We start from the raw sequence: 17,809 nt of genomic DNA, 5'->3' as shown, positions 1-17,809 counted from the left end.
CGTCAGGCTTTTCCCAGCTCCTCACCGGCCCGGCGCCAGATGTCGGCGACGACGTCCTCGACCGGCCGGGCCACGCCGTCCCCGCGGGTGACCTTCCCGGTCAGTGCGGCGAGGACGGCGTCGAGGCCGGTCTCCTCCTCGAGGGCCGCCGTGTCGCGCACCCTGCCGAGCTCGACGGCGATCAGCACCGTGTCGATGGCGCCCCGCACCGACGCCCCGATGCGCAGCTCCGGATGGTCGCGGGTGATCCGGACCGCCCGCACGGCCCGGGCGACCAGGTGCGCGTCTGCGCCGGTCACCGACTCGACCACCCGCAGTTCGGCCTCCTCGTCCTGGTAGCCCATGGCCACCCGGCAGGACCGGTCGTAGAGGGCGGGCGTGACGCGGGCGGTCCCCACGGCGTCGAAGGGGTTCATCGCGGCGACCAGCCGGAACGTGGCGCGTGCGGAGACGCGGCCGAAGCGGGGCACGTGCATCTCCCGCTCCGACAGCACGCCGAGCAGGACGTTCATCGTCTCCTCGGGGACCCGGTTGAACTCCTCGACGTAGAGCAGTGCTCCCTCGGTCATCGCCCGGGTCAGCGGGCCGGGCACGAAGTTCTCCGGCCGGTAGTCCTCGGTGAGCACCCGCGACGCGTCGTGGTGTCCGACCAGCCGGGTGGGCGTCAGCTCGGCGTTCCCCTCCACCAGCACCAGCGGGACACCGGCGCCGTCGGCCAGCGACCGGAGCAGCGTCGTCTTCCCGGTGCCGGGCGGTCCCTCCAGGATGACGTTCCGGCCGGCGGAGAGGGCTGCGGCGACCACCTCGGCCTCGCGGATCCGGGCCACGACGCGCTCCCGCGCCACCCGCACCATCCCGCCGACGTCGAGGTGTCCGGCCGTCCGGCTGGTGGTCACGTTCCTCCTGCTCGGGGGCATAGGAACCTTCACCTACGGAAATGCGCTCCTGGACGGAGGTGAAGGTTCCTATGCCTGGGTGGTGCGGGCTCAGTCGTAGATGATCACGCCGCGGAGGTTCTTGCCCGCGTGCAGGTCCTCGTACCCCTGGTTGATGTCGTCGAGCTTGTACCGCTTGGTGATCAGCTCGTCGAGCTTGATCTGGCCCTCCTGGTAGAGCCGCAGCATCTTGAGCATGTCCGCGCTGGGGTTCTGGTCGCCGAACAGCGCACCGCGGATCTCCTTGGTGAACAGCGCCAGCATGCTGGGGTTGATCGGGATGCCCACGTCGGTCAGGTCGCCGAGGCCGGTGATGACGACGCGTCCGCCCTTGCCGATCGCCTCGAACGCCTGCGCGACGTGCTCGCCCTTCAGCACGCCGACGGTGACCAGCGCCTTGTCCGCGCCCTGCCCGTTGGTGACGCTGCGGCCGAACTCGGCGGCCTCCTCGATGCTGGCGTAGGAGTGGGTGGCCCCGAGCTCCATCGCCTTCTCCCGCTTGAAGGCGATCGGGTCGACGGCGATGACGTGGCTGGCCCCGGCGTGCGCGGCGCCCTGCACCGCGTTGATGCCGATGCCCCCGACGCCCATCACGATGACGGTGTCCCCGGCCCTGACCTCACCGGCCTGCACCGCCGTCCCCAGCCGGTGCCGACGCCGCAGCCGACCAGGCAGGCCACCTCGAGCGGGATGTCGTCGGGGATCTTGACCGTGGACCGGACGTCGACGGTGGTCACCTCGGCGAACGTCCCCAGACCGCACATCTGGCCGACCGCGGTGCCGTCGGAGGTCTGGAAGCGGAAGCTCTCGGCGTCGTCCCAGCGGGATCCCACCAGGAGGTTCGCACCGGAGTCGCAGATGTACTGCTGACCGTTCGCGCAGTACCGGCACCGGCCGCAGCCGGGCAGGAACGAGAAGACGACGTGGTCGCCCTCCGAGAAGCCGGGCGTGCTCGGGCCGACGGCGGTGACCACGCCGGCGCCCTCGTGGCCGCCGAGGAACGGGTAGTGCCCGACGGGCATGTCGCCGGTGGCCACGTGGTCGTCGGAGTGGCACAGCCCGGAGGCGGCCAGCTTGACCTGGAGCTCTCCGGTGCGGGGGTCGTCGGCGACCAGGTCGGTGACCTCCCACTGGCCGGGGGCGGAGCGCAGGATCGCGCCGCGGGTGTTCACGGGCACAGAAGCCTCCTCGTCGAGGGCTGTTCGTGCATGCGCGAACGCGCACGCCTGAGGCGCACCGTATGGCGCACGTCACATCGGCGGAAGGGCATGCAACGTTCGCCCCGTCGCGATGCAACGCACGGCGGGCCTCGGCGAAGATGGCGGGGTGTCCGGCGCCCCGGTGGTCGTGGTCGGCGCCGGGCCCGTGGGGCTGACGGCGGCGCTGCTGCTGGCCGCGCGCGGCCTCGACGTGCGGGTGCTGGAGCGGCACCGGCGTCCGTATCCCCTGCCCCGGGCGGTCCACCTGGACGACGAGGTCTTCCGGGTCCTGCAGGCCGCAGGCGTCGCCGATGACGTGCTGGCCCGGTCCCGGCCTCTCGCCGGGCTGCGGCTGCTGGACGGTCGGCATCGCGTGCTGGCCCAGTTCGCCCGACACCCCGACGCCGGCGGGCACGGCTGGCCGCAGGGCTCGCTGATCCACCAGCCGGACCTGGAGGAGGTCCTCGCCGCCGCCGCGGCCGCGCACCCGCGCGTCACCGTCGGCCGTGGGCTCGAGGTGGTCGGGCTGGAGCAGGCCGACGGCGGGGTGACGCTCGCCGTCCGGCCGCGGGACGGGGAGCGGACCGGTCCGTCCGGGCGGGCGCCGTGCTGGGGTGCGACGGCGCCAACAGCACGGTGCGCGGCCTGGTCGGGGCGTCGATGCGGAACCTCGGGCCGGCCGACCGGTGGCTGGTGCTCGACGTCCGCTCGCCGGTGGAGCTGCCGGTCTGGCCGGGGTGCACCAGGTGTGCGACGCCCGGCGACCGGCGACGTTCATGCCGGTGACCGGCGACCGGTACCGCTGGGAGAGCCGGTTGGCTCCGGGCGAGACCGTGGCGGAGGCGACGGCGCCCGACCGCCTGGCAGAGCTGCTGACCCCCGTCGACCCGGCGGCGGTCGAGATCGTGCGGGCCGTCGAGTACACGTTCCGGGCGCAGGTCGCCGATCGCTGGCGCTCCGGCCGGGTGCTGCTCGCCGGCGACGCCGCGCACCTCTCGCCGCCGTTCGTGGGGCAGGGACTCGGGCTCGGGCTCCGCGACGTCCACCAGCTGGCCTGGAAGCTGGCCGCCGTCCTGGCCGGCGAGGCCGGGGACGACCTCCTCGACACCTACCAGGCCGAGCGCGAGCCGCACGCCCGCGCCCTGATCCGGCTGGCCCAGCTGCTCGGAGGGCTCATGACCGGCGGGGGACGGGGCGGCGACGTCCTCCGCCGCGGGGTGCTGGCCGCCGTGCGGCGGATCCCCGCGGTGGCGCGGCTGGCGACCGACAGCCGGACGCCGCCGCTGCGCCGCGGGCCCCTCGTCGAGCGCCGGGGCCGGGCGGGACGGCGGCTCGCCGGAGCGCTGGTCCCGCAGCCCGAGGTGCTCGTCGACGGGCGCCGCTGCCGGCTGGACGACGTCCTCGGTAGCGGCTACGCCGACCTCACCGCGGACCTGCTGGTGCGGCGGGCGGACGGCACGCAGCTCCGGGTCGAGGACCCGTCGGGCGGTCTGCGGAACTGGCTGGGCGGGGCCTCGTCGGTGCGGATCCGCCCCGACCGCATCGTCGGCTCCGTCATGCCCTGAGCGGCGTCGTGTCCTGGCCGGCCGGGTGCGGTCCGGCGCGCCCGGTACGCCCGGACGGGTGGCTCCCGTGCCCGACCGGCTGGTGCGGCTGGTCCGGACGTCCGGTGCTGGTGATCATCGTTCGGTGAACGACTGGTTGACCCGTGCACCACGCTGGCAGCTCGGCCTGGTGATGGGACTCTGCTGCGGGCTGGGCACGGGATTCGGAATCGCCGTCATCGCCGGGGACGGCTGGGCCGATGCCGTCCCCGGGCTCGTCGGTGCCGGGGTGGGTGGGTTCATCGTCGGGGCGACGTTGCTCCACGGGCAGATCCGGCGCCGGACCGAGGCGGTGGCGGGGCTGCCGGCAGCTGACCGGCGAGCTGCTGAGCGGGCGTTCCTCCGCGGACCGGTGCCGGAGGATCCCGAGACCCGTGCTGCCGCGTACGCGCTGACGCAGAACGCGCTCGCGGAGCAGCGGCGTCGCCGGGTGGTCGGTGTCGTGGGCTCGCTGGTCATCGTCGCGATGCTGGTCAACCTGGCCGTCCAGGCCTCACCGTGGTGGTGGGTCGGGGTGGCCGCGACCCTCGGACTCCTGGTGTACGGCTGGTTCGTGCTCCCGCGGCGGCTGCGACGCCGGGCCGACCTGCTCCGGCCATGAGTGTCTGCCGGCGCGAACGCGCGTCGCACCGGTCGACGCGGGTACCGCTGCGGCCATGAACATCGACAAGGACCAGATCCTGCAGCTGCTGCGCTCGCAGGGTGACGACGCCAAGGCCCAGCAGGCCGACCAGGAGCTCCCGAACCAGGTCGACACCGAGAAGGACGCCGGCCTGCTCTCGAAGTTCGGCATCGACCCGATGGACCTGATCAAGAAGTTCGGTGGCGGCGGACTGGGCGGCCTGCTCGGCCGCTGAGCGGTAGCCGGGCGCGACTGTGCGCCTGTCGGGCTCTCCTCGGATCGGAGGACCCTGGGGTGCACGGTCGCGCAGGGCGTCGCGGCGCCGGGCCGCCGTCCGGACGCCCGACCGGGTGACGCGATGGCTCTGACGCGCCGTCGCCCGGCACGATCTCCGGATGCGCGAGCGTCTGATCCATGCGCCGGTCTGGGCGCTGGCCGCGGTCTTCGGTGGGTTCTTCGGCCTCTCCTGGGCGGTGTGGTCGCGCTTCCTCGAGGGTCAGAGCTGGACCCGCGCGCTGGTGACGGCCGCCATCGCCGGCGTGCTCTTCGGCGCGATGATGGGGCCCGTGACGCACCGGCAGTGGCGAGGCGCGCGGGAGCTCGCAGCGCGTTCGCCCGGCGGTCTGTCGCGGGAGGTTCGGCGGGCCGGCTGGCGCGGACCGGTGCCCTCGGATCCCGTCGTGCGCCAGGCCGCGCACGACCTCCTCCGCGCCCAGCTCGAGCCGATGGAGCGTCAACGGCGCTGGGCGTCCCCGTTCTTCGCCCTGATGGCCGTCCTGGCCCTCTACCTCGCGCTCACCGACAGCGCCTGGTGGTGGTGGGCGGTCGCCGCCTGGACCGGCATGGCCGTCGCCCATCCGTTCACGCGCCGCCGACTGCGGCGGCGGGCGGTCCTCCTGGGGGACACCGGACCGCGCCCCTGAACGCAGGAACCCGCGGCGTCTCAGGCCTCGCGGCGGCGGCGCGCGGGTGAGGTGCCCAGGAGGGCGTTGTCGACGGCGGCGCTGCCGAGCTGGCGCTCGAAGTCGGCCGGGACGACGAGGTCGTCGCGGCTGAGGTCGGAGACGTTCGGGCGGCCGAGGCCGACCATCGCCGAACCGAGCCCGTCGCGCAGCAGGTCGAGCACGTTCTCGACGCCGGCCTGGCCGTTGGCGGCGAGGCCCCACAGGTAGGCGCGGCCGATCAGGACCGCCTTCGCGCCCAGGGCGAGGGCCTTGGCGACGTCGCCGCCGCGCCGGATGCCGCCGTCCAGGAGCACCTCGATCTGGTCGCCGACCGCCTCGGCGACGGCGGGCAGCGCCCGCACCGAGGCCGGCGTGCCGTCGAGGTTGTTGCCGCCGTGGTTGGAGACCGAGACGGCGGTGACACCGGCGTCGACGGCCCGCTTCGCGTCGTCGACCCGCATGACGCCCTTGAGCATGAACGGCCCGTCCCACTGCTCGCGGAGCCAGGCGACGTCCTCCCACGACGGCATCGGGGAGGCGTTCCACATGCCGTAGGCGCCGAAGAAGGTCGGCGCCGGGTCGCCGGGGTTGGCCACCATGTTCGGCACGGTGAGGTCGGGGATCGTGCCGGTCCGGGCGAAGTCGAGCAGCCAGCGTGGCTTGACCAGCACCTGGGGTGCGTACCGGCGGGCCGCCTCGAAGTCGATCTTCTCCGGGATGAAAGGGCTGCCCCAGTCGCGGCCGTAGGCGAAGGACCAGTCCAGCGTCGCGATCAGCCCGACGGCCCCGGCCTTCCGCGCCCGCTCCATGCGGGCGAGCATCTCCTCGCGGGTGCCCACCCAGTACATCTGGAAGAAGGTCTGCGGGTTGGCGGCCACGACGTCCTCGATCGGCTTGCTCGCGAAGGAGGAGAGCCCCATGGCCACCCCGCGCGCCGCGGCGGCGCGCGCGACGGCGACCTCGCCGTCGGGGTGGACCGCCTGCACACCGGTCGGGCTGATCAGCACCGGCATGGACATGGACTGGCCCATGACCGTGACGCCCATGTTGCGCTCGTTGGCCAGGCCGGCGGTGTGCGGCGCGAAGCCGACCTCGGCGAAGGCGGCGAGGTTGTCCTCCAGCGTCAGCCCTCGCTCGGAGCCGGCGACCAGAGCGCCGTACACGCCCTTGGGCAGCCTCTTCTTCGCGCGCCGCTGCGCCTCGGCGACGGACTCGAACCAAGCGTTCGCCATGGGAGACCTTCCTCGTGGACCCGCCCGGGTCGATGATCCGGCTCTCGACGCCGGATGGCACTGAGTGCCATGCTACGGCCGGCGGTGAGACGGCCGCCACAGTGGGCGGCGTCGAGTGGGTGCGTCGCCATCCGAGAAGGAGCTGAGCCCGTGAGTGGACGGCTGGACGGCAAGGTCGCATTCATCACCGGTGCAGCGCGCGGGCAGGGGCGGGCACACGCCGTGCGCCTGGCCCGCGAGGGCGCCGACGTCCTCGCCCTCGACCTCGCCGGACCGCTGCCGGGCGTCCCCTACGACTCGGCCACGCCCGACGAGCTCGCGGAGACCGCCGCGGCGGTCGAGGCCACCGGCCGCCGGGTGCTCACCCGCCAGGGCGACGTGCGCGACCTCGACGGCATGACGGAGTTCCTCGCTCGCGGCGTCGAGGCCTTCGGCCGGCTGGACCTGGTCGTCGCGAACGCCGGCATCTGCATCCCGCGCACGTGGGACGAGACCACACCCGAGGTGTTCAAGGACACCATCGACATCAACGTCACCGGTGTGTGGAACACGGTGATGGCGAGCGCGCCGCACATCATCGACGGCGGCAACGGCGGGTCGGTCGTCCTGACCAGCTCCTACGCCGGCAAGAAGATGCAGCCGTTCATGATCCACTACACGACCAGCAAGCACGCCCTGGTCGGGATGACCCGTGGTTTCGCGGCGGAGCTGGGCAAGCACCGCATCCGGGTCAACTCCGTGCATCCCGGTGGTGTCGCCACGCCGATGGGCAGCGGCGACATGATCACCGCGATCGAGCACACCAACGCCAGCAACCCGAAGCTGGCCGGGATGGGGACGACGTTCATCGACCCGCCCTACGCCGAGGCCGACCAGATCGCCGACGCCGTGGCCTTCCTGCTCTCCGACGAGGCCTCCTTCATCACGGCCGAGCACCTGTCGATCGACGGCGGCGCGCAGTACTTCTGAGCACGGGCGAGGGGCTCGGTCACCGCCGGGCCCCTCAGCGGCCCAGGCTCGGGAATCCCCGGGTCAACTCGTCGAAGGCCCGGTTGAGGTGCTCCCGCAACGGCACCCGGTCGTCGGTCAGCCACACCGCGAAGGCGGTCATCGCCGCGGCCCGCGTGCTCGCCCCCACCAGCCGCGGCACCAGGGTGGCGGGTTCGTCACCCGTCCGCCGGGCGACGTACTCGGCGACCACCCGATCGATCTCGGCGTAGCGCAGCTGGGAGTGGGCCAGCAGGGCCGGCTCCCCAGGATCAGCTGCATGCGCTCCCGCAGCAGCGGCAGCTCCGACGGGGGTAGTCGTTCACCTCGACGTAGGCGGCGCAGACTGCGGCGAGGACGGGCGTATCCGGATCGGTCGCGGTCAGCAGTTCCTCCAGCCGTGCCACGTGGCCGGCGAAGTCACCCCACACCGCGTCGGCCTTCGTCGCGAAGTAGCGGAAGAAGGTGCGGCGGCTGATGCCCGCGGAGTCGGCCACCTCGTCGCTGGTGACGTTCTCGAAGCCGCGGAGGGTGAACAGGTCGAGGGCAGCCCGTTCGACCCGCGCCCGAGCGGACCCGGCGGGCGCGGTTCCCGTCGATGTCACGCGCAGATCATGCCGGTCGGCTCCCGCGGGTGGATGCTGACCACGGGCAGGTAGCCCACCTTGTCCGGTGACACTGGGTGCCACTAGCCTCGCCCCATCCATCCGTGACCGCGATCACCTGGAGTGCCTCGTGCCCGAGACGAACACCGCCGTCGAGACCGTTCCGCTCCGGCCCCGCGGTCGCGGAGGCGGAGGAGGTCGTGGAGGAGTCGCTCGTCGAGGAGGTCTCCATCGACGGCATGTGCGGCGTCTACTGACCGACGCCGGGAGATGACCACCGCCGTCGCCTTCGACGTCGACCTGCCCTGGCGGAAGGCCCGGTCGGTAGCCCTGCGGCCCGAGCCGTTCGGCGCGCTCGTCTACCACTTCGGCAACCGCAAGCTCTCCTTCCTCAAGTCGAAGCAGCTGGTCGCCGTCGTCGAGGCCCTGGCCGACCACCCGACCGCCGCCGTGACCCTCCTCGCCTGCGGCGTGACGGAGGCCCAGCGGCCCGCCTACGTCAAGGCGCTGGCCGACCTCGCCCGCTCGCACATGATCGAACGCCGGGTGAAGGACCCCGCTGCTCCCCACCACTCGCACGCTCGCGGCGGGCCCCTGCACCGGGGCCACCCCACCGGAGAAACACGGAGCACCCTGTGACCGCAGTCGTCCCCGATCGCCCCGTGGGCGGCCGCCTCGTCGACCAGTTCGAGTACGGCCTCGACGCCCCCATCTGCCTCACCTGGGAGCTGACCTACGCCTGCAACCTGGCGTGCGTGCACTGCCTGTCCTCCTCGGGACGGCGGGACCCGCGCGAGCTGTCCACCGCCGAGGCCGAGGCAGTCATCGACGAGCTGCAGCGGATGCAGGTCTTCTACGTCAACGTCGGGGGCGGCGAGCCGACCGTCCGCCCGGACTTCTGGCACCTGCTGGACTACGCCATCGGCCACGACGTCGGCGTCAAGTTCTCCACCAACGGCATCAAGCTCGACACGGCCCGCGCGCAGCAGCTGGCCCGCACCGACTACGTCGACGTCCAGATCTCCCTGGACGGCGCCACCGCCGAGGTGAACGACGCCGTCCGCGGAGCGGGCTCCTATGCCACCGCCACCCGGGCGCTGGAGAACCTGGCCGAGGCCGGGATGACGGACTTCAAGGTCTCCGTCGTCGTCACCCGGGAGAACGCCGGCCAGCTCGACGAGTTCAAGGCGCTCACCGACCGCTACGGCGCCCAGCTCCGCATCACCCGCTTCCGGCCCTCGGGCCGCGGCGCGGACGTGTGGGACCGGCTGCACCCCACCCAGCAGCAGCAGCGCGACCTCTACGCGTGGCTGCTCGCGAACGGCGACCAGGTGCTCACCGGCGACTCGTTCTTCCACCTCTCCGCGCTGGGGAGTCCCTGCCGGGCCTCAACCTGTGCGGCGCCGGCCGGGTGGTCTGCCTGATCGACCCGGTCGGTGACGTCTACGCCTGCCCGTTCGCCATCCACGAGAACTTCCTCGCCGGCAACGTGCGCGAGGAGGGCGGCTTCCAGCGGGTGTGGCAGCAGAGCGAGCTGTTCGCCGACCTGCGCAACCCGCAGACCGGCGGCGCCTGCACGAAGTGCGCCCACTTCGACGCCTGCCGCGGCGGGTGCATGGCCGCGAAGTTCTTCACCGGCCTGCCCCTGGACGGACCCGACCCGGAGTGCGTGCAGGGCTACGGCGAGACGGCGCTGGCCGCCCGAGGCGTGGACGTGATAACCCCCGCAGCCACATCGACCACTCGCACACGGGTCCCGTCCGCGGCCAGCCGACCCTCCTGGGCATCCCGGCCATGCCCAGCAAGATCTGTGACGAGTCGCCGCTGGTGGGCCTCGACCTGCGCTGACCCCACCCCGGAAGGGGCAGAGGCGTTTCAGTTCCATGTCGGATGGGCCGATGCGGCAGACGTGATGCTCTTCCGACTGCGGGACCGTGCCGCCCGCCTGCTGCCCCAGGGGCGTTCGCTGCCCGAAGGGGTGTGGCAGCGACGACACCGCACGATCGTCCGGATCGCCTTAATCTCGGCCGGCTTGCTCGTGATCTTCGGCTGGCTGCGCGGCTACGGGCAACCGGCCGCAGTCGCAGTGCTGGCCGCCGTGGCCGGCCCGGTCGGGCTCGCGGTGCTCCCCGGCTCAGCCGCGACGTCCGGGCGGTAGCGACCACCGGCAGCCTGATGGCGGCCTGCGTGGCCCTCGTGCACCTCTGGGGCGGCGTCACGGAGTCCCACTTCAGCTTCTTCGTGATGATCGGCGTGGTCGCGCTCTACCAGAGCTGGATCCCCTTCGGGATCGCCCTCGTCGTCGTCACCTTGCACCACGGACTGTTCGGCACGGTCTTCCCGCACGCGGTCTTCGGCCACGACGCCGCCTTCGCCAACCCGTGGGTGTGGGCCGGCATCCACGCCGCCTTCGTGCTGGCGGCAAGCCTGGCCCACCTCGCGTCGTGGCGGCTGAACGAGGACCAGGTGCTCAGCGACCCGCTGACCGGCTTGGCCAACCGCACGCTGCTCGAGGAGATCACCCACCGCCTGCTGGCCCGCGGCGGCGCGGTCAGCCTCCTGTTCATCGACCTCGACGACTTCAAGGCCGTCAACGACAGCCGCGGGCACGCGGCCGGCGACGAGCTGCTCCTCGTCCTCGCCGAGCGGCTGCGCGGGTGCGTGCGGCCGGGCGACGTCGTCGCCCGGATCGGCGGCGACGAGTTCGCGGTCGTCGTCAACGGCGGTCCCGACGTCGCCCGTGCGGTCGGTGAGCGTGCCCTCATCGCGCTGTCGCTCCCGGTGCCCCTGTCGGACGGCACGCTCACGGTGCACGGCAGCGTGGGTGTGGCCGCGTCCACCGACTCGTCGGACCGCACCGCCGACGCTCTGCTGCGCAACGCCGACCTGGCCATGTACCTGGCCAAGGCGCAGGGCAAGAACCGGCTGGTCGTCTACGCCGACGGGATGGCCGAGGCCGCCCGCCGCCGGGCCGGTCTCGCCCAGGACCTCGCCGGCGCCGCCGACTCCGGCCAGCTCGAGGTCCACTACCAGCCGACGGTGCGGCTGACCGACGGCCGGACGACGGGCTTCGAGGCGCTGGTCCGCTGGAACCACCCCGAGCGCGGCCTCGTGCCCCCGGTGGAGTTCATCCCGCTCGCCGAGGAGACCGGCGCGATCACCGGCATCGGCCGCTGGGTGCTGCGCGAGGCCCTGCGCCAGGGCGCGGCATGGATCGCTGAGACCGGTCTGCCGCTGCGGATGGCCGTGAACCTGTCGCCGCGCCAGTTCCACGACGGGAGCGATGTCCTCGCCGACGTCGTCGCCGCCCTGGAGGAGACCGGCTTCCCGGCAGAACAGCTGACCCTGGAGGTCACCGAGGGTGTGCTCGTCCGGGACGGTGACTCGGTCGTCGCCGCGCTCGAGGCGTTGCGCAGTCTCGGGATCCGCATCGCGATCGACGACTTCGGCACCGGCTTCTCCGGGCTGTCCTACCTCCGCCACCTGCCGGCGGACATCATCAAGATCGACCGCAGCTTCGTCATGGACCTCCCGCGCGGCCGGTCGGCGACCACGTTGATCACCTCGATCGTCGAGCTGGCCCGCACGCTGGGCCTCGACGTCGTGGCCGAGGGGTCGAGACCGAGGGGCAGCGCCAGGCGCTCGCCGACCTCGACTGCGGATCCGCGCAGGGCTACCTGTTCGCCCGGCCGGAGCCGGCCGCGCAGGCCGGGGCACGCCTCGGCGCGGTGCGGATCCCGGTGCAGCCGGGCCCGCCCGCGATCGAGCGGTTGGCGGAAGCCCCGACCCGCTGAACGGCTCTAGGAGAGGTCGACCTTCTGGTTCTCGCCGCCGTCGATCCGCTCGCCGGTGACCTTGGCCTTCACGAAGCTGAACGCCGTCGCCAGTCGGCCGCCGGGCGAGTCCCAGTACTCGGCGGAGTCGGCCACCACCTTGAGCAGGACGACGCCGTCGTCGTCGGGACCCTGGGGGAACCAGGCCTCGACGGCGCTGTTCCAGAGCTCGCGCTTCTTCGCCGCGTCGGTGACGACGACGGCGTCGCCGCTCAGCGACACCCAGGTACCGCCCGAACCGACCCCCACGTTCACCTGCGGGGAGTCGGTGACGTGCCGGACGGGGTTGGAGTCGCGCTCGGCGAAGAACCACAGGTCCCCGTCGAACTCCACCTCCTGCAGCGTCATCGGCCGGCTGGCGAGCCGCCCGTCCTTCATGACGGTGGTGAGGAAGCCGAACCGCTCGCCCTTCAGGAGTTCGGCCACCCTGCGGGTCTGGTCGTCGGTGCTGTCGCTCATGGGGTCTCCTCGCGCTCGGGGTCGGAGGCCAGGTGCCCGTCCGGGCCGCCCCGAACACCTCAGCCTCCGACCACCGCGATCGGGGCACGTGCGTCGGGCGCGCCCCACTCGTGCCGCTCGGCTGCCGAGGGCGACGTCGCCGACGTCGCGGAGCCGGCCCGCGAGCTCGGCGGGCAGCTGGCGCAGATCTGTCAGGTCTTCGCCGAGCTCGCCAAGGAGCTGGAGCAGGACGCGCTCGTCTCCGACGACGTCCCGTCCGCCTCCTGAGCAGCGGTCGGCGTGCAGCTGCTGCCGTCGCCGTCCTCACCCTGGGCCTGGTCACGCTCGGGGCACGGGTCTGCACGACGACCGAGTGAGCCGCCCTAGGCTCGCCGGGTGAGTTCCCTCGCCGGCGCCGTCTGGCCGGAGATCCCGGGCGCGCCGTTGCTCGTCGTCCCGCTGGGCTCGGTCGAGCAGCACGGCCACCACCTGCCGCTGGGCACCGACACGGCGGTCGCCTGCGCGGTCGTCGACGCGGCGGCGGGGGCGCTGGACGGCGCGCTCGTGGCGCCTGCCCTGGCGTACGGGGCGAGCGGTGAGCACGAGGGCTTCCCGGGACGATCTCGATCGGCACCGAGGCGCTCACCGGCCTGCTGGTCGAGTACGGCCGCTCGGCCGGCCGCTGGGCGGGTCGCGTGCTCGTCGTGAACGGGCACGGCGGCAATCTCGACGCCCTGCGCGCCGCCATCCCGCTCCTGCGGTCCGAGGGTCGGGACGTCGCCTGGTTCCCGTGCGGGGTCGCCGGCGGCGACGCGCACGCCGGCCGCACGGAGACGTCACTGATGTTGCACGTGGAACCGGACGGGGTGCGTGCGGACCGTGCGGCGGCCGGGGAGACGACCCCGATCCGTGAGCTCCTCCCGCGGCTGCGGGCCGAGGGCGTGCGCGGGGTCAGCCCGACCGGTGTCCTGGGCGACCCCGCCGGCGCCACCCGCACCGAGGGCGAGGCGCTCCTTGCGGAGCTGACCGGCCGGCTGGTCGCCGCGGTCGGCACCTGGGCCGTGGACGACGACGGGCGGCTCCGGTAGCTGCCCGGAACCGCCCGTCGAGGGTGAAGGATCAGCCGCCGAGCGCGTCGGCGAACATCGGCACCGTCGCGTCGATCGCGTAGAGCAGGCCCGGCGCCGAGGCGCTGGAGAACGCGTTGAGCACGGTCAGGTCGTCGAGGACGACGGCGCGCCCCTCCTGAACGGACGGCAGCGCCTGCCACAGCGGGTTCCCGGTGAACTCCGACGACTCGACGAAGATCGGGAAGACGACGGTCAGCTCGGCGTCGAGCAGGCCGAGCTGCTCCTCGCTCACCGGCACGAAGAAGTTCTCGGTCGCCAGGTCCTCGATGGCCTGCTTGTTCTCGAAGCCGAGCTGCTCCATGAACGCGACGCGGGCGTCGCCGCTCACGTAGGCGCCGAAGCCCTCGGAGGTGTAGGCACCGACGGCGACCTCGGTGCCCTCGAACTCCGGGTGCTCGGCGGCGGCGTCGGCGAACGCCTGCTCGACCTCGGCGGCCAGCTCGTCGGCCTCGTCGGTCCTGCCGAGCGCCTGGCCCACCATCTCCAGCTGCTGCTGCCAGGTGGTCTGGTAGAGCCCGACCCCTCGGGCTGGCTGATCGTGGGGGCGATCGCGCTGAGCAGTTCGTGCCGCTCCTCGGTGCCGGCGGAGCGGGTGTCGAGGATGAGATCCGGCTCGAGCGCGGCGATCGCCTCGTAGCTCGGCTCCAGCGTCTCGATCAGCTCCGGCGCCTCGTCGTAGCCCTGCTCCACCCAGTCGCCGAGGCCGTCGTCGCCGCCGACCGCGAGCCAGTCGCTGGCGCCGACCGGCTGCACGCCGAGGGCCAGCGCCGTCTCGGCGTCGGACCAGCCCAGAGCCACGACGCGGGTCGGCTCCTCGGGAACCGTCACGTTCCCGAAGGCGGTGCCGATGGTGACCGGGAAGGCGTCCGAGGAGCCCGCCGCCGATCCGCCGGACTCGGGGGCGGGGTCCTCGCCGGAACCGCAGCCGGTGACGACGAGCGCGGCGGCCAGGAGGGCGGCACGGCGGAGGGCGGGACGGGCGGACATGCGTGCTCCTTCAGGTGGTCAGGTAAGGCTGACCTAAGCACACCGGCCTGTCCTCGCCGTCACCGGTCCGTGCGGCTCCGCTGACGGCGCGCCGGTCGCCGTCGCCCAGGGGCTGATGGCCCTGCGCGGCTCGACGTTCCTGTCCGGTCCCACCCGCTCAGGGTCCCGGCCGGACCGTGGGCGCGACGTGGAGGGAGGATCGGCTGGTGAGCGCACCCGCATCGGCAGCCGCTCCCGAGGGTGGCCTCCCCGCCGGGTTCGCGGTCCGGCTGGACCCGCGGACCCGTCTGCGGGAGGACGGTGCCGTCCTGCTCGGGGGCTCGCCGCTCCGGCTGCTGCGGCTGTCCCCGCGGGGGCGCGGACTGCTCGCCGGGAGGCGGCTGGTGGTCCGCGACGCGACGACGGCGGCGCTCGCCGCCCGGTTGCTCGACGCCGGGCTGGCCTTCCCGGACCTCGGGCCCGCCACCGCCGCGGACGACGTCACGGTGGTGATCCCGGTCAGGGACCGGGCGGCGGCCCTCGCCCGGCTCCTGGCGACGGTGCGCGGCGACCCGGCGACCGCCGGCCTGCCGGTGGTCGTCGTGGACGACGGCTCGGCGGTCCCGGTCTCCGCGCCCGGGGCGGAGGTCGTCCGCCACGGCACCGCCCGCGGTCCGGCGGCGGCGCGGAACGCCGGCCTGCGGGCCGCCGGCACACCGTTCGTCGCGTTCCTGGACTCCGACTGCGTGCCGTGCCCGGGCTGGCTGCAGCGGCTCCGGCCGCACCTCGACGATCCGCGGCTGGCCCTGGTCGCCCCGCGGATCGTGCCGCTGGGGGTGGCGGCGGCTGGTTCGCCGCGTACGAGGCGGCGGCCGGCGCCCTCGACATGGGCGAGCACCCCGCGGCAGTCAGGGCCGGTTCGTCGGTCTCGTACGTGCCGAGTGCGGCGCTGCTGGCCCGCCGGGCCGCGCTCGGCACCGGCTTCGACGAGGCGATGCGGGTCGCCGAGGACGTCGACCTGGTCTGGCGGCTGACCGGCGCGGGGTGGCGCGTCCGCTACGAGCCGGCCGCGCAGGTCGCGCACGACCATCCGGCGACGACGGGCGACTGGCTGCGGCGGCGGGCCTTCTACGGCACCGGCGCCGCGCTGCTGGCCGCCCGGCACGGCAGCGCGGTGGCGCCGCTCGTGATCTCCCGGGAGACGGCGCTCGCGTGGGCGCTCGCGCTGTCGGGCCGGCGCAGGGAGTGGCCGCCGCGGTGGGGATCCTGGGGACGACGGCGGCCCGGCTCGCTCCCCGGCTCGCGGCGCCAGGAGGGCCACCCCGGTCGGCCTCGCTGCGCTGCTGGTCGCCCGCGGCGTGGGCGCCTCCGGGTGGGCGCTGGCCCGGTCGGTCACCCGGCACCACTGGCCGCTGGCGATCTCGGCGGCGCTCGTCTCCCGCCGGGCCCGGCGCCTGGTCCTCGCGGCCGCAGCTGTCGACGCGTCCCTGGCGTGGTGGCCGCACCGGCAGCGGGTGGGACCGGTCCGTTTCACCGCGGCGCGGCGGCTGGAGGACCTCGCGTACGGCGCCGGCCTCTGGCGCGGCGCCGTCCGGGCGCGCAGCGCGGCGGCGCTCCTGCCGTCGCGCCCCCGGGGAACGTGCGGATGAACACTCCGCCGGTTCGTCCGGGACCGGAATGAGCCGGTAGCCCGCGGACTTGTCGCCCTCGTAGTGCGGCACGGCCAGCGTCGGTCCCCGCTTCGTCGACGATCGAACGAGGGACCTCGTGACCACTCTCCAGCACCGTCCTGCCGCCGTGTCCGCGCCCGTGCGCGCCCCGGCGCCGGCCGCGCCGCGCCCCGGCGTCGCCCGCACCGCACTGGTCCTCGGCGGGTTCGTGGCCATCGGGCCGCTCACCATCGACATGTACCTGCCGGCGCTGCCGACGATCACCGGTGAGCTCGAGACGACGTCGGCCGCGGTGCAGCTCACGCTGACCGGCACCCTCGTCGGCCTGGCCGTCGGCCAGCTGGTGCTGGGCCCGTTGTCGGACCGGTACGGCCGGCGCCGGCCGCTGCTGGCCGGCACGGCGCTGCACGTGCTCGCGTCGCTGCTGGTGATCGTGGCCCCGAACCTGGCGGTCCTCGGCGCACTGCGGGTGCTGCAGGGGTGGGGACGGCGGCCGGCGCGGTGATCGCCATCGCCATCGTGCGCGACCTCTACGACGGCCGGGCCGCGGCGACGATGCTCTCGCGGCTGTTCCTCGTCCTCGGCGCGGCGCCGGTGCTCGCACCCACGATCGGCGGCGAGCTGCTGCGGTTCACCTCGTGGCGGGGATCTTCGCGGTCCTGGCCGCGTACGGCGTCCTGATGGTCGTGGTGGGGTACCGCGTCCTCCCCGAGACCCTGCCCCCGGAGCGTCGGCAGGGCAGCGGTGTCCGGGGCACCCTGCGCGGCTACCGGGACCTCTTCTCCGACCGCGCCTACGTCGGGCTGGTGCTGGTCGCCGGGCTGACCATGGCCGGGCTGTTCAGCTACGTCTCCGGATCGGCCTTCGTCTACCAGGGCCAGTTCGGCCTCGACGAGCAGCAGTTCGGGCTGCTCTTCGGCGCCGGAGCCGTCTGGCTGATCGCGGCCACCCAGCTCAACCCGGTCCTGCTTCGCCGCTGGTCGCCGCAGCAGCTGCTGGTGGCCGGCACCGCCCTCGGCGCCGCCGCCGGGGCCGCCCTCGTGGTCCTCGCCGGGACCGGGACCGGCGGCCTGCCCGCCGTCGCCGGCTCGCTCTGGGTGGTGCTGTTCGCCTGCGGGCTGGCGCTGCCCAACGCGCCGGCGCTGGCCCTCTCCCGCCACGGCGACGCGGCGGGGACCGCCGCGGCCCTGCTCGGGGCCATCCAGTTCGGGGTGGGTGCCGTCGTCTCGCCGGTGGTGGGCCTGCTCGGCAACGACGCGGTGGCCATCGGCACCGTCGTCGTCACCGCGCTGGTGCTGGCCCTGGCGGTCCTCGGGCTGGTCGTCCGCCCGTGGGAGCTGCCGGTCCCCGACGACGCCGGGCCCGTCGCGGCGCACTGAGCGTGCGCGATCCGGCCTCGCGCGACCGGATCGCTGGTGGAAACGTCGCCGACGGGCCACGATGGCCGTGACATGAGCCACCGTCGCCGGAGCCTGCTGTGCCGTCGGCCGTGAATCCCTGGCTCGCGCCCCCGCGGGGCGCCCGGGCCCGGACCACGACCGGCGGCTGCGCGCTGCCCACGAGCGGATCGTCGGCGGCTGGGCGAGGCCCGAGGGCCGCCCCGACGCCGCGGTGCGCCGGGTGGTCCACGACTCGTGGCGGCGC

General features: G+C 74.0%; 23 protein-coding genes and 5 pseudogenes. 19 read left to right on the top strand and 9 right to left on the bottom strand.

Annotation, left to right across the window (positions count from 1 at the left end; all coding sequences use genetic code 11):
• Window positions 1-2: 2 nt before the first annotated feature.
• The 3 genes from U6N30_RS28210 to U6N30_RS28200 all read right to left on the bottom strand — a co-directional run bounded on the left by U6N30_RS28210 (window position 3) and on the right by U6N30_RS28200 (window position 2,107).
• Window positions 3-896 carry an AAA family ATPase gene (locus U6N30_RS28210; protein ID WP_324274878.1) on the bottom strand — a complete coding sequence of 298 codons (894 nt, stop codon included), beginning with the start codon at window positions 894-896 and terminating at the stop codon, window positions 3-5.
• 90 nt (window positions 897-986) lie between these two features.
• A complete protein-coding gene (locus tag U6N30_RS28205; RefSeq protein ID WP_324278508.1) occupies window positions 987-1,526 on the bottom strand; it encodes a zinc-binding dehydrogenase in 540 nt (179 codons plus the stop codon).
• The gene (locus U6N30_RS28200; RefSeq protein WP_324274877.1) at window positions 1,526-2,107 is read right to left on the bottom strand and encodes an alcohol dehydrogenase catalytic domain-containing protein; all 582 of its coding nucleotides are present in this window, start codon (window positions 2,105-2,107) and stop codon (window positions 1,526-1,528) included. Before U6N30_RS28200 ends, U6N30_RS28205 begins: the two co-directional genes overlap by 1 nt.
• A gap of 118 nt (window positions 2,108-2,225) precedes the next feature.
• On the opposite strand from U6N30_RS28200, the pseudogene U6N30_RS28195 reads away from it, so the two are divergent.
• The 6 genes and pseudogenes from U6N30_RS28195 to U6N30_RS28170 form a co-directional block, all read left to right on the top strand.
• A pseudogene (locus U6N30_RS28195) lies at window positions 2,226-2,654 on the top strand (FAD-dependent oxidoreductase); the annotation flags it as partial.
• A gap of 86 nt (window positions 2,655-2,740) precedes the next feature.
• Window positions 2,741-2,920, top strand: coding sequence for a hypothetical protein (locus U6N30_RS28190; RefSeq protein WP_324274876.1), 180 nt, complete (start codon window positions 2,741-2,743; stop codon window positions 2,918-2,920).
• Window positions 2,917-3,699: an FAD-dependent monooxygenase gene (locus U6N30_RS28185; RefSeq protein WP_324274875.1), complete on the top strand. Its 783-nt coding sequence runs from the start codon at window positions 2,917-2,919 to the stop codon at window positions 3,697-3,699. Before U6N30_RS28190 ends, U6N30_RS28185 begins: the two co-directional genes overlap by 4 nt.
• Before the next feature lie 67 nt (window positions 3,700-3,766).
• Window positions 3,767-4,339, top strand: a complete 573-nt coding sequence (locus tag U6N30_RS28180) for a hypothetical protein (RefSeq protein WP_324274874.1) — start codon at window positions 3,767-3,769, stop codon at window positions 4,337-4,339.
• A gap of 55 nt (window positions 4,340-4,394) precedes the next feature.
• On the top strand, window positions 4,395-4,595 hold the full coding sequence (locus tag U6N30_RS28175; protein WP_324274873.1) for a hypothetical protein: 201 nt from the start codon (window positions 4,395-4,397) through the stop codon (window positions 4,593-4,595).
• Between the two features lie 160 nt (window positions 4,596-4,755).
• Window positions 4,756-5,283: a hypothetical protein gene (locus U6N30_RS28170; protein WP_324274872.1), complete on the top strand. Its 528-nt coding sequence runs from the start codon at window positions 4,756-4,758 to the stop codon at window positions 5,281-5,283.
• A gap of 20 nt (window positions 5,284-5,303) precedes the next feature.
• Here the strand turns inward: U6N30_RS28170 and mftD are convergent, their stop codons facing one another.
• Complete coding sequence (gene mftD / locus U6N30_RS28165; RefSeq protein ID WP_324274871.1) at window positions 5,304-6,536, bottom strand: pre-mycofactocin synthase MftD; 1,233 nt, start codon at window positions 6,534-6,536, stop codon at window positions 5,304-5,306.
• A 150-nt stretch (window positions 6,537-6,686) separates the two neighbouring features.
• Between mftD and U6N30_RS28160 the strand changes: the two genes are divergently transcribed.
• Window positions 6,687-7,505: a mycofactocin-coupled SDR family oxidoreductase gene (locus U6N30_RS28160; protein WP_324274870.1), complete on the top strand. Its 819-nt coding sequence runs from the start codon at window positions 6,687-6,689 to the stop codon at window positions 7,503-7,505.
• Window positions 7,506-7,539: 34 nt separating this feature from the next.
• Here U6N30_RS28160 and U6N30_RS28155 read toward each other — a convergent pair whose 3' ends face one another.
• Together U6N30_RS28155 and U6N30_RS28150 are read right to left on the bottom strand one after the other, a co-directional pair.
• Window positions 7,540-7,737, bottom strand: coding sequence for an acyl-CoA-like ligand-binding transcription factor (locus U6N30_RS28155; protein WP_324274869.1), 198 nt, complete (start codon window positions 7,735-7,737; stop codon window positions 7,540-7,542).
• Between the two features lie 58 nt (window positions 7,738-7,795).
• Window positions 7,796-8,128: a TetR family transcriptional regulator gene (locus U6N30_RS28150; protein ID WP_324274868.1), complete on the bottom strand. Its 333-nt coding sequence runs from the start codon at window positions 8,126-8,128 to the stop codon at window positions 7,796-7,798.
• Window positions 8,129-8,232: 104 nt separating this feature from the next.
• Between U6N30_RS28150 and mftA the strand changes: the two genes are divergently transcribed.
• From mftA to U6N30_RS28125, 5 genes are read left to right on the top strand one after another with little or no spacing between them, the layout of a single operon-like run.
• Window positions 8,233-8,385, top strand: coding sequence for a mycofactocin precursor MftA (mftA, locus tag U6N30_RS28145; RefSeq protein ID WP_324274867.1), 153 nt, complete (start codon window positions 8,233-8,235; stop codon window positions 8,383-8,385).
• Between the two features lie 13 nt (window positions 8,386-8,398).
• Complete coding sequence (gene mftB, locus U6N30_RS28140; RefSeq protein WP_324274866.1) at window positions 8,399-8,767, top strand: mycofactocin biosynthesis chaperone MftB; 369 nt, start codon at window positions 8,399-8,401, stop codon at window positions 8,765-8,767.
• Window positions 8,764-9,552 (top strand): mycofactocin radical SAM maturase, encoded by a 789-nt coding sequence (mftC, locus tag U6N30_RS28135; protein ID WP_324274865.1) that lies wholly within the window; start codon window positions 8,764-8,766, stop codon window positions 9,550-9,552. Before mftB ends, mftC begins: the two co-directional genes overlap by 4 nt.
• Window positions 9,540-10,286, top strand: a complete 747-nt coding sequence (locus U6N30_RS28130; RefSeq protein ID WP_324274864.1) for an SPASM domain-containing protein — start codon at window positions 9,540-9,542, stop codon at window positions 10,284-10,286. The genes mftC and U6N30_RS28130 overlap by 13 nt, the downstream gene beginning before the upstream one ends.
• 29 nt (window positions 10,287-10,315) lie before the next feature.
• Window positions 10,316-11,932, top strand: a complete 1,617-nt coding sequence (locus U6N30_RS28125; protein ID WP_324274863.1) for a putative bifunctional diguanylate cyclase/phosphodiesterase — start codon at window positions 10,316-10,318, stop codon at window positions 11,930-11,932.
• Here the strand turns inward: U6N30_RS28125 and U6N30_RS28120 are convergent.
• Window positions 11,929-12,420, bottom strand: coding sequence for a pyridoxamine 5'-phosphate oxidase family protein (locus U6N30_RS28120; protein WP_324274862.1), 492 nt, complete (start codon window positions 12,418-12,420; stop codon window positions 11,929-11,931). The genes U6N30_RS28125 and U6N30_RS28120 overlap by 4 nt on opposite strands.
• 375 nt (window positions 12,421-12,795) lie before the next feature.
• Here U6N30_RS28120 and mftE point away from each other — a divergent pair.
• Window positions 12,796-13,487, top strand: a pseudogene (gene mftE, locus U6N30_RS28110) (mycofactocin biosynthesis peptidyl-dipeptidase MftE).
• Window positions 13,488-13,518: 31 nt separating this feature from the next.
• Here mftE and U6N30_RS28105 read toward each other — a convergent pair.
• The gene (locus tag U6N30_RS28105) at window positions 13,519-14,010 is read right to left on the bottom strand and encodes an ABC transporter substrate-binding protein (protein ID WP_324274860.1); all 492 of its coding nucleotides are present in this window, start codon (window positions 14,008-14,010) and stop codon (window positions 13,519-13,521) included.
• 95 nt (window positions 14,011-14,105) lie between these two features.
• Window positions 14,106-14,516, bottom strand: a pseudogene (locus U6N30_RS28100) (iron-siderophore ABC transporter substrate-binding protein); the annotation flags it as partial.
• Window positions 14,517-14,692: 176 nt separating this feature from the next.
• On the opposite strand from U6N30_RS28100, the pseudogene U6N30_RS28095 reads away from it, so the two are divergent.
• From U6N30_RS28095 to U6N30_RS28070, 6 genes and pseudogenes are all read left to right on the top strand, one after another.
• Window positions 14,693-15,337, top strand: a pseudogene (locus U6N30_RS28095) (glycosyltransferase); the annotation flags it as partial.
• A gap of 44 nt (window positions 15,338-15,381) precedes the next feature.
• A pseudogene (locus tag U6N30_RS28090) lies at window positions 15,382-15,582 on the top strand (mycofactocin biosynthesis glycosyltransferase MftF); the annotation flags it as partial.
• 271 nt (window positions 15,583-15,853) lie between these two features.
• Window positions 15,854-16,144, top strand: coding sequence for a hypothetical protein (locus tag U6N30_RS28085; protein WP_324278623.1), 291 nt, complete (start codon window positions 15,854-15,856; stop codon window positions 16,142-16,144).
• A gap of 118 nt (window positions 16,145-16,262) precedes the next feature.
• Complete coding sequence (locus U6N30_RS28080) at window positions 16,263-16,670, top strand: MFS transporter (RefSeq protein ID WP_324274859.1); 408 nt, start codon at window positions 16,263-16,265, stop codon at window positions 16,668-16,670.
• A complete protein-coding gene (locus U6N30_RS28075; RefSeq protein ID WP_324274858.1) occupies window positions 16,667-16,846 on the top strand; it encodes a hypothetical protein in 180 nt (59 codons plus the stop codon). Before U6N30_RS28080 ends, U6N30_RS28075 begins: the two co-directional genes overlap by 4 nt.
• Entirely contained in the window at window positions 16,804-17,544 is a 741-nt protein-coding gene (locus U6N30_RS28070; RefSeq protein ID WP_324274857.1) for an MFS transporter, read from the top strand. Before U6N30_RS28075 ends, U6N30_RS28070 begins: the two co-directional genes overlap by 43 nt.
• Window positions 17,545-17,809: the final 265 nt, after the last annotated feature.

The sequence above is a fragment of the Blastococcus brunescens genome, from assembly GCF_035320885.1.
Classification (GTDB): Bacteria; Actinomycetota; Actinomycetes; order Mycobacteriales; family Geodermatophilaceae; genus Blastococcus_B; species Blastococcus_B brunescens.
Note: the sequence above shows the minus strand (reverse complement) of the source record. Positions and strands in the feature narration are given on the sequence as shown.